Source organism: Citrobacter sp. CF971 (assembly GCF_006385635.1).
In the GTDB taxonomy this organism is placed as follows: Bacteria; Pseudomonadota; Gammaproteobacteria; order Enterobacterales; family Enterobacteriaceae; genus Citrobacter; species Citrobacter freundii.
On record NZ_CP041051.1, the window covers coordinates 3,408,435 to 3,421,884 of the forward strand.

Consider the following 13,450-nt stretch of genomic DNA (forward strand, 5'->3'; position numbering starts at 1 on the left):
TATTCTAAATATCATCAATAAATACTACGTCATTAATAATATAGTCCGATGATTTCTTCTTAAACGCCTTACAACTATCTAATAACAAAAGAGAATATTGGACATATTAAAAACCCCATTCAATTCAAAATATGACATCCACGCTGTTCCAGGATATATATTTAATGTCGCAATCAGACTTTTCACCCATAGATATTAATTGATACACGAGGTACGTTAGATGAATAAAACATTAAGCATGATCGTTGGCTCCCTACTCATGATCCCTGCTCTGGGTCAGGCGGCAGAAAATCACAAACCCGTCAGTCAATGGACGTGTGAAGATTTTCTTGCCACAGATACCACATTCCAACCCACAGTGGTTGGCTTTGCCGAGGCGTTGAATAAAAAGGACAAACCAGAAGACGCGGTACTGGATGTTAAAGGGGTTGAAACAGTGACCCCTGCACTGGTGCAGGCATGTATGCAGGATAAAAAAGCCAATTTTAAGAAAAAAGCTGACAGTGAGTGGGACAAAATCAAAAAAGATCTGTAATTAAACCAACACCAGTAATTTTTTTATTGATATCACTGAAGCGAGAACTGTACCCCAACAGTTCCCGCTTCAGTAAATTAATTGTACTAAAGACACTATGAGGTTATATATGAAACGCGTACTTATCACACTTACTCCCCTGTTATCCTTATTTATGCTAAACGTCCCTGTTACGCATGCGGCAGACAACAGTCCTGATAAAATGACCTGTCAGGAGTTTATCAATCTGAATCCTAAGGCCATGCTTCCAGTTGCATGGTGGATGCTCAATGAAGAAACGGTTTATAAGGGTGGTGATTCTGTTTCTCTGAATGAAACAGACCTTACCAGCATCCCGCAAGTCATTGAATATTGTAAACGCAACCCACAATCAAAATTATATTCATTCAAAGACAAGTAATTATCCATTAATAAATTAAGTAGTAATTTATCTTTCGTATGGAAAATAGCCAAGTTACATCTTTTTATAAACCTTAAGCAAGGGGCACAGGGTATATGGGAATATTACCTGTACAATTTCAAATACTGGATCCAGCGAATACAGCATTTATGCTGTTATGCACCAGTCTGGTCATGTTAATGACACCGGGACTCGCTTTTTTTTACGGGGGGTTAGTCCAGCGTAAAGGCATACTCACCATTATGTTTCAGAGTTTTGTCTCTATGAGCTGGGTAGCCATATTATGGTTTGCTGTGGGTTATTCCCTGGCCTTCGGTCCCAGCCTCAATGGCATTATTGGCAATCCGCTTCATTATGCGTTTTTACAAAATATCAATGCGAACACGCTATTCACCGGCAATGAGGCAGGGATCCCAATCCTGGTACATTTCGTCTACCAGATGATGTTCGCCATTATCACTCCGGCCCTTATTACTGGCGCTTTTGTCGGACGGGTAAAATTCAAGGCGTACCTGATTTTTATTACCCTTTGGACATTATTCGTTTACTGCCCGTTTGTGCATATGGTCTGGAGCCCGCAGGGCGTGATGGCTAAATGGGGAGTAGTTGATTTTGCCGGTGGTATTGTTGTCCACGCGACAGCAGGATTCGCTGCGCTTGCTTCCGCTTTATACGTCGGGCGTCGAGTCATTCAACCCGATGGTAGCCACAACATTCCTTATATTGCTCTGGGGGCGGGATTACTGTGGTTTGGCTGGTATGGGTTTAACGCAGGCTCTGAATTACAGGTTAACACAATTACTGTTTCTGCATTTGTCACCACCGACATTGCAGCTGCTTTTGCCGGTGCGACATGGCTACTCATTGAGAAAATGCATACCGGTAAACCAAAGTTTGTTGGCTTTCTGACAGGAGCTGTCGCAGGCCTTGCCACCATAACCCCTGCTGCGGGGTATGTTTCAATTCAATCTGCCGCATTAATTGGCATTATTGCCGGTTTTGTCTGCTACTACTGCTCACTGTTCGTTAAAAAGTATGTTGATGATGCACTGGACGTTTTTGGCGTACATGGTATGGGAGGAATTACAGGCTCAATCCTGCTTGGTGTTTTCGCATCACAGGCATGGAATAGCAAAGGACCTTCAGGTTTGCTGGAAGGTGGTGGCATTTTGCAAGTTGCAAAACAACTCGCCGCTGTGCTTATTACCAGCATATGGTCTTTTATCTTTACCCTTCTAATCTTGTGGATAATTAACAAATTCACCCCAGTGCGAATTTCGACCAATGACGCCCGCCAATCTCCTGATTATTCAGCGTTTGGCGAAGATGCCTATACCCTTTCAGGTAAGGAGTAATTTATGAAATTTAGCCCCAGAGAAATAGAGAAAATCATGATTTACTCACTTGCCAACGTGGCGCAAAGTCGGAAAGAAAAAGGAATTAAGTTAAATTATCCGGAAGCCGTTTCTATTATTGCGTCAACTGCCATGGAAAGTGCCAGAGAAGGAAATGATCTGGAAACCGTCATGAATAAATCAAGAGATGTTTTGACTAAAGACGACGTTATGGAAGGCGTCGCTGACCTTATCCCACAAATACAGGTTGAGGCTATTTTTACCGATGGCAGCAGACTGGTAACCGTGCACGACCCTATTCGTTAAGAGCGGGAGAAATAGACTATGTCGCAGAACAAAGAAGCAGAAAATGTACCCTATGGTGGCTACGTTCTGGGAGCCTCCCCTATTTCATTTAATACCGAGAAACCTGTAACCAAAGTACGTGTCAAGAATACAGGGGATCGACCGGTCCAGGTAGGATCACATTTTCATTTCTTTGAAGTTAATAAAGCACTGGAGTTTGATCGCGAAAGCGCACTGGGTAAACGCTTAAATATTACCGCCACAACAGCCATACGCTTTGAACCCGGTGATGAGATAGAAATAGAACTTATCCCCTATAGCGGTAATAACGATATTTTTGGTTTTAATAACCTTGTCGACATGACCGGTGAACAGCTCGCTGAAGTGATCAACGATCCCACGAAGTTAAAATCACTCATTGATAACGCCCGGCAAGCCGGTTTCAAAATGCCTACTAATCCTAGCTGAGGACCTATTATGCCAACAATATCCAGAAAGGAATATGCCAGCCTGTTTGGTCCAACGATCGGTGATAAAATTCGTTTAGGTGAAACTGATTTATATATTGAAATCGAACAAGATCTACGCGGTTATGGTGACGAATCGGTTTATGGCGGCGGAAAATCATTACGCGATGGTATGGGTGCTAATAATCAGTGTTCCCGCGACCAGGGCGTTCTCGATCTAGTTATTACCAATGTCACGATAGTTGATGCCAAACTAGGGGTTATTAAAGCAGATGTTGGTATTAAGGATGGATTGATATCGGGCATTGGTAAAAGCGGCAACCCAGCAATTATGTCTGGCGTCACGCCAGGGATGACGGTCGGGCTTAGTACCGACGCTATTTCTGGTGAGCACTTGATTCTGACTGCGGCAGGTATCGACTCTCATATTCATCTGATCTCCCCTCAGCAAGCATATGCCGCATTGTCTAACGGTATCACCACCTTCTTCGGTGGAGGAATTGGGCCAACTGATGGTACAAATGGTACCACTGTGACCGCTGGACCAAAGAATATGCGTGCCATGCTACGTGCATGGGAAGGTATTCCAGTCAACATTGGCCTACTGGGCAAAGGCAATGCCTACAGTAAAGCTCCCCTGCAGGAGCAAATTATTGCCGGTGCCGTTGGGCTGAAAGTGCATGAGGACTGGGGTGCCACACCAAACTCGCTCCGCCACGCACTTCGCACCGCCGATGATATGGATATTCAGGTCTCCGTACATACTGACAGCCTCAATGAAGCCGGATATGTTGAAAATACGATTGCGGCCTTTGAAGGACGGACAATTCACACCTTTCATACAGAAGGCGCTGGCGGTGGTCATGCTCCGGATATTATTAAGGTCGCCAGCCAACCAAACGTTCTGCCAAGTTCGACCAATCCAACGTTACCTTTTGGTATTAACAGCCAGGCAGAACTGTTCGATATGATTATGGTGTGCCACAACCTGAATCCTAACGTTGCTGCCGATGTTTCATTTGCAGAAAGCCGCGTTCGTCCTGAAACGATTGCAGCAGAAAACATTCTGCATGATATGGGTGTTATATCCATGTTCTCCAGCGATTCTCAGGCAATGGGTCGCGTAGGAGAAAACTGGCTGCGTCTGGTGCAAACTGCGCATGCGATGAAAGTCGCTCGCGGGAAATTACCGGAAGACAATCCGAATAACGACAATTTCCGTGTTCTTCGATACGTTGCCAAAATTACGATCAACCCTGCCATTACACAAGGTGTTAGCCATATTCTTGGTTCTGTTGAAGTGGGTAAGATGGCTGACCTTGTACTCTGGGAACCTCAATTTTTTGGGGCCAAGCCGAAACTTATTATTAAAGGGGGGATGATTAACTGGTCCTTAATGGGTGATCCTAACGCTTCTCTGCCAACTCCTCAGCCCGTCTTCTATCGCCCTATGTTTGGTGCTATGGGAAAAACGTTGCAGGATACCTGCATTACCTTCGTATCACAGGCTGCCCTTGAGGATGGTGTTAAAGAAAAAGCCGGGCTTGAGAGACAGGTGGTTGCAGTTAATAACTGTCGTAGCATTAGCAAACATGACCTTATCAGAAACAATGCAACCCCACACATTGATGTGAACCCAGAAACATTTGCCGTAAAGGTTGATGGTGTGCATGCAACCTGCCAGCCCATTCAAACTGCTGTTATGAATCAAAAATATTTCTTTGGTTAAAAGGAAAGCTGTTATGTATTTAATCGAAAAAACCCTCGGAAATATAAATTCCCGTGGCGAGCTTGATCTCTCCGCTGAAGGAATTAAACACGATGTACTGGTTCTTGAACAATGGGAAGCACAGAAAAGCCGTTGCCGGAAAAAAAGTCAATTCGGCTACGATATCGGTTTATCGCTGGACCGTCATATCCGCCTAAATGATGGTGATATTCTTTTATATGATAAAGCCAACCGATATTTACTTACGGTAAAAATACAGCTACGGCGCGTAATGGTTGTCGATCTTGGATTATTTGGCGTAGAAAAAATCACTGACCTTCTCACCCGAGCGTTTGAACTAGGTCACGCTTTAGGAAATCAGCACTGGAAAGCCGTCATAAAAGGATACTGTGTTTTTATTCCTATTGTTGTAGCCGACAAAATGTTGGCTTCAGTCATGAAATCTCATGGTTACATTGAAGGGCAATACTATTTTACGGAAGGTGAAAAAGTCATCCCGCTCTTAACACCGTCTGAATCCCGACTTCTTTTTGGTGGCACAGAAGAAGCGCATACGCATGTACACATTGACCACTAACGTAATAAGGTTGCCAATCATGTCAGAGAGCTCACATAGGTTACTTAATATCGCTCGGATACTACAATTTGGCGATTCAGTCCTTCCTGTCGGGGCATTTACTTTTTCCTGTGGAGTTGAATCTGCCATATCTTGCGGCATTGTCTACAATCGGCAAACCCTGAAGCAGTATGTCTGTACCGCCCTATTGCAGGCCGCAAAGTGCGATGCTGTCGCGCAAATACAAACCATGCGCGCCTGCCGCAGTAACAGGTTAAATGAGCTTATCTCAATTGATAATGATTTGATCAGTAGAAAATTATCTCCAGAACCCAGACTGATGACCCAAAGAATGGGAAAAAAATTAACTGAACTTTCAGCCGCTATTTACCCTGATCCGGTATTTAACTGGTGGCTCGAGCAAATTCGCCAGGGAACGGTTGTTGGCACCTACCCTGTTTCCCATGGGCTACTCATGAGCCATTTAGATCTTGATGAAGATGCGATGCTGGCCATGCATTTTTATGGCGTAGCAATGACCATTCTCAGTGCCGCGCAAAGACTGATGCGGATCACACATCTGGATAGCCAAAAAATTCTGGCCGAAGTCACGTCACTTTTTCCTGATTACGCTGAAATGGCGCTCAACACCCGACCGGAAGAAATGTCTTCTTTTTCACCGATGATCGACATTCTGGCAGCTGTTCATGTCGATGCCCATGTACGTTTGTTTATGAATTAACTGAGGTTAGAAATGAAAAAAATTACTCGAATTGGCATTGGTGGTCCCGTGGGTTCAGGAAAAACGGCCATTATTGAAGTTATTACTCCCGTTCTTATTCGTCGCGGATATAAACCTCTGATTGTGACTAATGATGTGGTCACTACGGAGGATGCAAAGCAGGTCAAAAGAACACTGAAAGGAATATTAGAAGAAGAAAAAATCATTGGCGTTGAAACAGGGGCATGTCCACACACAGCAGTGCGCGAAGATCCCAGTATGAATATTGCGGCCGTGGAAGAAATGGAAGATAAATTCCCGGATAGCGATTTAATCATGATTGAAAGCGGTGGAGATAACCTTACCCTCACTTTCAGTCCTGCATTAGCTGACTTTTATATCTATGTTATTGACGTCGCTGAAGGTGAAAAGATTCCACGTAAAAATGGTCCAGGCCTGGTACAGGCCGATATATTAATCATCAATAAAATTGATTTAGCGCCCTATGTAGGTGCCAGTCTGGAGGTAATGGAAGCGGATACCCGTTATGTCAGAAATAATCGTCCTTATATTTTAACTAACTGTAAAACAGGTGAAGGCATTGAACAACTGGTGGATATGATTGAGCGCGATTTTTTATTTGGTCACACTATTGAAGGAAAACAAGATGACTCATCCACAGAATATAAATGACGAGGTAGAGAAGACCCGGAAACGTTGGGACAAGCAAATCCCAAAAGAGTATCGTCAGGAGCCGGAGCAAATGCCCAGTGGGGCAATCGGTAAAGAGGGTTTTTTGCACCTGGGTTTCACGCGTTCCGGGAGAAAAAGCATTCTTCATCGTATGGAAAAGCGCACACCATTATTTGCGCAAAAGGCATTGTATCATGACGAGGCACTGCCTGATCTTCCCTGCGTGACCGTGATATCGACTTCAGGCTGTGTTCTGCAGGGAGATCGCATGGTGTTATCCATTAATGTGGGTGAAAATGCTTTCGCCAGCGTCAACACACAATCAGCAACCAAAGTACATTCGATGGATAAAAACTATGGCGCGCAGATTCAATTTATCCAACTTAACGAGAATTCCTATCTGGAATACCTACCCGATCCTTTAATCCTGCATCGCAATGCAAGATTTATTAACGATACCGTTATTGATTATAAAAGAAACGCAACACTTATTTATTCAGAAGTTATTATACCGGGACGTCGTTATCATCATAAAAACGAGCTTAATGGTTTTGATTATTATTCCTCAACTGTATCTGCAAAAGATGAGTCGGGGAATATCCTTTTCAAGGAACAGATTGTGCTAAGCCCCAAGGAGCATCCCATGACAGAAATTGGGATTATTGGAAGTTTTCAAATTATCGGCACTATTTTTATATTAACCCCAGTAGAAAATATTGCATCTATTCTGTCGACCTTCAAAGCTCATTACGGCAAAGATTGTTGCTATGGGATGTCAACACTCCCTGCGGAATCGGGTCTTATATTCAAGATATTAGCTAATGACAGTAGTATTATAAAAAAACATATTCGTACCGTGTGGGCCACGACCAGAAAAGTCGTTCTGAATGCAGAATTACCGGCCCCCTTTATCTGGAAAAAATAATCCTCGCCCCTACTTTACCCTGGTAAATAATGATGACAACACATCCAATCCCAGTATTATGGAAGAATAATATTGATAAGCACTACATTCTCAAAATCATTGATATATCACTACGTGGTTGTGCCCAGGTAATGTTTCAAAACAACCCCATCACAGGGGTATTGTTTTTTATTGCTATATTTATCGCTGCTTATAGCAATAATAATCCTTTGGCTGCATGGGGATGCGTAATTGGAACTGTCCTTGCTTCAATAACAGGAGCCATAACTCATGATGTAAAAGGTTGGCGGGACGGTCTCTATAGCTATAATGGCTGTCTGGTAGGCATTGCTATTCCGGTATTTATCACTGCAACGCCGTTAATGTGGTTCTGCCTGATCGTTGGTAGTGTCGTGTCAGTTATTGCTACAGTGTGTATTGCCGATATATTAAAAACGTGGAAAGTAGCTGCATTAACAGCGCCGTTTGTGCTAACAACATGGGTAATTCTACTGGCCAGCTACGCCTTTCATGAAATCTATGGTTCGGGTTTGCCCTTACCAGAGCTGCCCCAACATTATATCCCGACAACTCCAAGCAGTTACTCGTTTAGCTTTTTTATTGACGGCACCCTGCATGGGATATCACAGGTATTTTTGTTTCCTGGGATCCTTGCAAGTTTATTCTTCATTGCAGGTCTGGCCGTAGAATCTGTTGTATGCGCCTGCTATGCCGTCGTCGGCTCTCTAATCGCGACACTGCTTGCTTATTATCTGGGTGCTAATGCTCATGACATTTCTTCAGGGTTGTATGCCTTTAGTGCCGTTCTGACATCAGTTGCCTTGGGCACCGTATTTAATCAACCTGGTTGGCGAGTATTTATTTATACTATCTCAGGGATCATTTTTACAGTTTTTATTCAGGCCGCCATGAATGTGCTTTTAATGCCTTTTGGTATACCAACATTAACCATGCCATTTGTTATTTCATCATGGTTATTCCTGGTACCAAATAAAGAATTTATGCCCGAGCATCGTCATTCCTGAATCAATGAGAGAATCATCATGACTGAAGAATTTCTTTTCCGACTTATATTAGCCAGTCTGCTCGGTGGCGTAATTGGTCTGGAGCGTCAAATTCGCGCTAAAGAAGCAGGTGTACGCACACATATCTTGATTGGTATTGGTAGTGCTATGTTCATGATAGTTTCTAAATACGGTTTCTATGATGTTATTGAACATACCCATATAGGATTAGATCCCAGCAGAATCGCAGCTCAGGTTGTCACTGGCGTGGGATTTCTCGGTGCAGGAAATATTCTGGTACAAAAACAAACCATCAAAGGATTAACAACAGCCGCGGATGTGTGGGTCACCGCGGCAATAGGCCTGGTTATCGGCAGTGGAATGTATGAAGTTGGCATCATAGGTACGATTATGGCGCTCATCGTGCTGGAGTTGTTCCGTCAGCTTACCTACCGCTTTTTAAATCGCCATCTGCATCTACGTATGCGAATTGCAGCCGGGACTACGCAGGTTGTTCTGGCCTGGATTACTGAACAGGGATATCGCATCCAATTGCGTTCACTGGCTAATGATACGTCCGATTGTCATGTTCTCACGGCAAACGTTGAGTATACGGACGCAACCTCAGTGAATCAGATACTTTCTTCACTTAAAGAAAACCCTGCAATTAAAGAGGTTTCTGTGGCATAACACTATTCACATGTTAATTATATTATGTGCGATAGTTATCTTATTTATCATTGGTTGTTTTTACATTTAAAATAGGATTTAACTATTATATTAGGAGATACATGCTTTGAAAGCTGTGTTATACAATACGTGCTTTCCCCTGCACTTTAACAACTTAATCCTGGTCTTTAAAAATGACCTGCGGTGTTTTTTCACAATAGATAACATGAAATCTTATGCCGTACTAAATCACTCATTTTTCTGAGTTTAAGCAGTAACATTATATTATACTTATGGCAATGATAGGTCTTCAATGTGATATGCATTTGCTCAGCAATTGAAGAACATGATCTTTGCTGCAGAATATAGGTAAGAATCTGGTGCTGTCGTCGAGAAAGCGATAATTCCGGAGTAATAGCATAATTTTCATTGCAATTTAGCAAAGAAATGAAGCTACTCAGCGAAACGTTTCGATTTACAAAAAAAACGGGGGTATCACCGAAGCAACGTTTGATTCTAAACGGTGAGAGTATATAAATTTTTGAGGGCTTAATTTTCTCCAATTGATACGCTAAACGAGTATGGAAAATATTGTTATTCAATGTATCAATGATCACTTTCGCATTGTGATTTTCTACAGCACATAGCTCATGTACGTGCTGAACATGAACGATCACATCATTCTTAAAAAGATGATAAATAGCCTGTAACAACATAATATCTTTAGTAAATATCAGAAACACTATCCTCTCCTGTAATGCGTATCTTAGTTAACAAATCTTATAATCACTAATGGCAACTATCTATACACCATCGTTTCAAAATCAGTCTATTAATGACAATATTGGGGAAAATATGAATACTGCAGGCTGGCTACTAAAGGGAGGAGAAGCGAAAACATCCGTCTTCCACCTCGGTAGGTATTGTAGCGAATGGAAAGCATCAACATACTCCTATGGTGAACCGAGTTTTCATATCGTCCTGAGTGGGGAGTGCTGGCTGGATTTGTTTAACCAAAAGCCACGTATTAAGCTGGAAAAGGGAGATATCCTCTTCTTTTTTAATAACTTCCCTTTTTTTCTGGCCTCATCTCCTGATATAAACCTTGATGATTTACCCCGCAAACAGATGAGTAAAATTGAAGACTCATCTTCAGAATCCACCGATCTACTTTGTGGTTTCATTCAACCCAGAACCATCGCCAGCCAATTGCTATTTGCCTTACTTCCGGACATTTTTGTGATCAAACAAAAAGACGACGTCAGCAATAAAATACACTCTCTCTTTGAGTTACTACTGACTGAAGTAAACGCATCTGCCGATGAAAACAATTGCATTATTGCACACCTGACCGATGCTATATTGCATTATGTCATTAGCGAATCTTCTTCCTTATATGATATTGACGTAAATCTCTTGAATGCCGCAAATGATGAAGCCTTAGCCAAATTAATCATTGCGATAATAGACAACCCACAATATTCATGGTCACTGGATGATATGGCTCGCTTCACCTATATGTCGCGCTCGACATTTATTCGCCGTATATTGAAAGCGACAAGCTACACACCGAATCTGGTATTAAGTAAATTAAGGATTTATGTCTCATTAAACCTGCTTAGAAGAGGTATAAAAAATGAGGATATTTACAGCAGAGTCGGATATGAATCATTATCTGGATTCTATCAGGCATTTAAGCGCGTTATGGGTACCGCGCCTGGAGACCATCTCTCATCTTGCAAATAAACTACCCATGGGGTAAATCCCTGGTCTATCTGGAGAACGCTTCCACATTCTGGCATCCCGCCGAACGTTAAGGTTATAATCCTTACAACAATTTTTTGGATTAGAAGCGACAATGACAAAACTTACCCTACAAGAACAGATGCTTAAAGCGGGTCTGGTCAGCAGCAAAAAAATGGCGAAAGTGCAGAGAACAGCGAAAAAATCGCGCGTTCAGGCTCGTGAAGCCAGAGAAGCGGTTGAAGAGAATAAAAAAGCGCAGATCGAGCGTGATAAGCAACTCAGCGAACAACAGAAGCAGGCCACGTTGTCTAAAGAGTATAAAGCGCAGATCAAGCAACTAATTGAAATGAATAAAATCACCATTACCCGTGGCGATATTGGTTACAACTTTACTGACAATAATCTGATCAAAAAAATCTATGTTGATAAGGTGACTCAGTCTCAGTTGATCAAGGGCCGTCTGGCTATTGCCCGTCTGACGGCTGAAAGTGGTAGCGAGAACGAATACGCCATCATTCCGGCAGTCGTCGCCGACAAGATTGCCCAGCGCGATGCAAGCTATATCGTGCTTAATTGCGAACTGAGCCAGGAAGCTAAGGATGAAGACGATCCGTATGCTGATTTTGTCATTCCTGATGATCTGATGTGGTAAGCAAACCCCCTCAATAATCACCCGGAATTTCGTCACATATTTCGGTGAACGCTCACGCCGCCACCGAAATACTGTCAACGTCTCTTCATCACCACATTCCGCCTGCTAAAACTTATAGTGTTCTTTGCTCAGTCCGTATTTTCTCATGCGTAAATAGAGTTTTTTACGCGGGATTTGTAGATACTCCGCGACTTCATTAATACGCCCCTGATGGATATTTAGCGCTTCAGTAATGATCTGCCGCTCGTACTCGTCGACCCGACGATCGAGCGGTGTCGGTTGAGGCAAATGCAGTTGCGGATTCGCGGTTTCAGCCAGTGGCAATAGCCCAACGGCAAAAAGCTCGGCGGCATTGGCCAGTTCCCGAACATTGCTTAACCACACGCGACGCCGCATACCTTTTAGTAATTCCCCGTCAATCTCAGGCACAGGATGGTTCAGACGCAGACAGGCTTTCTGCAGATAATGGCGAAACAGCGGTTCAACATCATCCGGGCGCTGAGACAACGGCTGGCAACCAATTTGCGTCATCGCAAAACAGTAATAGAGTTCGGCCACAATCTGGTTGGTTGCCGCCAGTTCCACCAACGAAGTGGCGCCAATGCCAATTAGGCGAAACGGACGTCGCTCCTGGCTTTGCAAATGCACCAGATGGTGCTGCTGTTCACGCGTCAGGCACTCAATATGGCTCAGAACCAGCGTTCCCCCTTGCGCCTGGGCAATAAGGGCATTGAGTTGTTCCGAGTTCCCGGGCGTCAGTTCACCGCGAATAAACGCTCCTTCAGCGCTGCGCCCAAGTTGATGTAAATAACGGGCCCCGGTCATACGCCCGGTTCCCGGCTCGCCATAAAACCAGACGGCAATATCCGTTTCCGCCAGTTGCCGTAAACGCTGGCGATACTGATTAACCCACTCACTGTAGCCGACCAGTTCAACTTGTAGCTTTTGCTGGCAATAGTGACGACGTGCAATCACAGATTTTCTCTGACGCAACGCATCCTCTACCAACACCAGCAGTTTGCCAGGATCAACCGGTTTTTGCAGAAAGTCCCACGCCCCTTTCTTCACCGCGTCCACCGCCATCGGAACATCGCCATGCCCGGTGATCAACAGGATCGGAAGCTGATTGTCATCCTGATGAAACAACCCCGGTTCCTGCGCCATAGACGGCTATCGGTTTACCTTCAACAGGTTCCGCGCCACCAAACTGGATCAAATGCTCTTTTTTCAGCATCGGGATCGCCATCGACACGGCGGTGAAATCATTGATGATTTCCAGATGGCTAAAGCCCAGATTTTTTTTCATCTCAGCAATAGAGAATGCCCAGGTATGGTTGGTCATTGCCACCCAGTCGCCAGTAATCGGACAGGCAATGGCAATGCAGCCATCTTCGACGCTGACGCTATGCTCATCCAGGTACACGCGCACCACGGCTTCCAGACTAGGGTAATCCAGCCCGGAATAGGTTTTTGCCTGCGAAATCTCGCCGCTGGCAATATCGCACAGAGCAAGACGCGCGTTGGTGCCGCCAACATCCCCTACTAAAGCATATTTTGTCATTCTTCCACTGCTCCGCTAAAGTCAGATTAAATCTTTGCCACACTGTAAATTCATGGGGACATAACAACAACGGTCTGAAGGCTGATGCCCGTGGAAAATCGATCCAGATCACACAATTACTTTATCGTTTCAGCATCATTTGCAGCGATGCC

15 protein-coding genes and 2 pseudogenes are annotated in these 13,450 nt (G+C 43.8%); 14 read left to right on the forward strand and 3 right to left on the reverse strand.

Annotated features, from left to right (window positions below; translation table 11 throughout):
- Positions 1-220 precede the first annotated feature (220 nt).
- From hdeA to E6P06_RS20140, 12 genes are all read left to right on the forward strand, one after another.
- Positions 221-535 (forward strand): acid-activated periplasmic chaperone HdeA, encoded by a 315-nt coding sequence (hdeA, locus tag E6P06_RS20085; protein ID WP_057102354.1) that lies wholly within the window; start codon positions 221-223, stop codon positions 533-535.
- 154 nt (positions 536-689) lie between these two features.
- On the forward strand, positions 690-935 hold the full coding sequence (gene hdeB, locus E6P06_RS20090) for an acid-activated periplasmic chaperone HdeB (RefSeq protein ID WP_371419216.1): 246 nt from the start codon (positions 690-692) through the stop codon (positions 933-935).
- 95 nt (positions 936-1,030) lie between these two features.
- On the forward strand, positions 1,031-2,290 hold the full coding sequence (locus E6P06_RS20095; protein WP_139935636.1) for an ammonium transporter: 1,260 nt from the start codon (positions 1,031-1,033) through the stop codon (positions 2,288-2,290).
- Between the two features lie 3 nt (positions 2,291-2,293).
- Positions 2,294-2,596 (forward strand): urease subunit gamma, encoded by a 303-nt coding sequence (locus E6P06_RS20100; protein WP_139935637.1) that lies wholly within the window; start codon positions 2,294-2,296, stop codon positions 2,594-2,596.
- An 18-nt stretch (positions 2,597-2,614) separates the two neighbouring features.
- Positions 2,615-3,043, forward strand: coding sequence for an urease subunit beta (locus tag E6P06_RS20105; protein ID WP_139935638.1), 429 nt, complete (start codon positions 2,615-2,617; stop codon positions 3,041-3,043).
- Positions 3,044-3,052: 9 nt separating this feature from the next.
- Positions 3,053-4,771 (forward strand): urease subunit alpha, encoded by a 1,719-nt coding sequence (locus tag E6P06_RS20110; protein WP_003845042.1) that lies wholly within the window; start codon positions 3,053-3,055, stop codon positions 4,769-4,771.
- A 13-nt stretch (positions 4,772-4,784) separates the two neighbouring features.
- The gene (gene ureE, locus E6P06_RS20115; RefSeq protein WP_003845040.1) at positions 4,785-5,348 is read left to right on the forward strand and encodes an urease accessory protein; all 564 of its coding nucleotides are present in this window, start codon (positions 4,785-4,787) and stop codon (positions 5,346-5,348) included.
- Between the two features lie 19 nt (positions 5,349-5,367).
- Entirely contained in the window at positions 5,368-6,069 is a 702-nt protein-coding gene (locus E6P06_RS20120) for an urease accessory protein UreF (protein ID WP_032939218.1), read from the forward strand.
- Between the two features lie 12 nt (positions 6,070-6,081).
- Complete coding sequence (gene ureG / locus E6P06_RS20125; RefSeq protein WP_003845037.1) at positions 6,082-6,741, forward strand: urease accessory protein UreG; 660 nt, start codon at positions 6,082-6,084, stop codon at positions 6,739-6,741.
- Positions 6,716-7,666 (forward strand): urease accessory protein UreD, encoded by a 951-nt coding sequence (locus E6P06_RS20130; protein ID WP_044714092.1) that lies wholly within the window; start codon positions 6,716-6,718, stop codon positions 7,664-7,666. Before ureG ends, E6P06_RS20130 begins: the two co-directional genes overlap by 26 nt.
- A gap of 32 nt (positions 7,667-7,698) precedes the next feature.
- Positions 7,699-8,691 carry an urea transporter gene (yut, locus tag E6P06_RS20135; protein ID WP_138828837.1) on the forward strand — a complete coding sequence of 331 codons (993 nt, stop codon included), beginning with the start codon at positions 7,699-7,701 and terminating at the stop codon, positions 8,689-8,691.
- An 18-nt stretch (positions 8,692-8,709) separates the two neighbouring features.
- Positions 8,710-9,360 carry an MgtC/SapB family protein gene (locus tag E6P06_RS20140; protein ID WP_003845032.1) on the forward strand — a complete coding sequence of 217 codons (651 nt, stop codon included), beginning with the start codon at positions 8,710-8,712 and terminating at the stop codon, positions 9,358-9,360.
- Between the two features lie 191 nt (positions 9,361-9,551).
- On the opposite strand, the gene E6P06_RS28295 is transcribed toward E6P06_RS20140, so the two are convergent.
- Entirely contained in the window at positions 9,552-10,055 is a 504-nt protein-coding gene (locus tag E6P06_RS28295; protein WP_223232865.1) for a helix-turn-helix transcriptional regulator, read from the reverse strand.
- A gap of 76 nt (positions 10,056-10,131) precedes the next feature.
- Here E6P06_RS28295 and E6P06_RS20150 point away from each other — a divergent pair, with 76 nt between their 5' ends.
- Both E6P06_RS20150 and E6P06_RS20155 read left to right on the forward strand, forming a co-directional pair.
- Positions 10,132-11,085, forward strand: a complete 954-nt coding sequence (locus E6P06_RS20150) for an AraC family transcriptional regulator (protein WP_081309855.1) — start codon at positions 10,132-10,134, stop codon at positions 11,083-11,085.
- A gap of 112 nt (positions 11,086-11,197) precedes the next feature.
- Positions 11,198-11,737, forward strand: a complete 540-nt coding sequence (locus tag E6P06_RS20155) for a DUF2058 domain-containing protein (protein WP_003845026.1) — start codon at positions 11,198-11,200, stop codon at positions 11,735-11,737.
- A 105-nt stretch (positions 11,738-11,842) separates the two neighbouring features.
- On the opposite strand, the pseudogene E6P06_RS20160 reads toward E6P06_RS20155, so the two are convergent.
- A pseudogene (locus E6P06_RS20160) lies at positions 11,843-12,883 on the reverse strand (sigma-54-dependent transcriptional regulator); the annotation flags it as partial.
- Positions 12,882-13,298 (reverse strand): annotated as a pseudogene (locus E6P06_RS20165) (glucokinase); the annotation flags it as partial. The pseudogenes E6P06_RS20160 and E6P06_RS20165, both read right to left, overlap by 2 nt.
- Between the last annotated feature and the right edge of the window lie 152 nt (positions 13,299-13,450).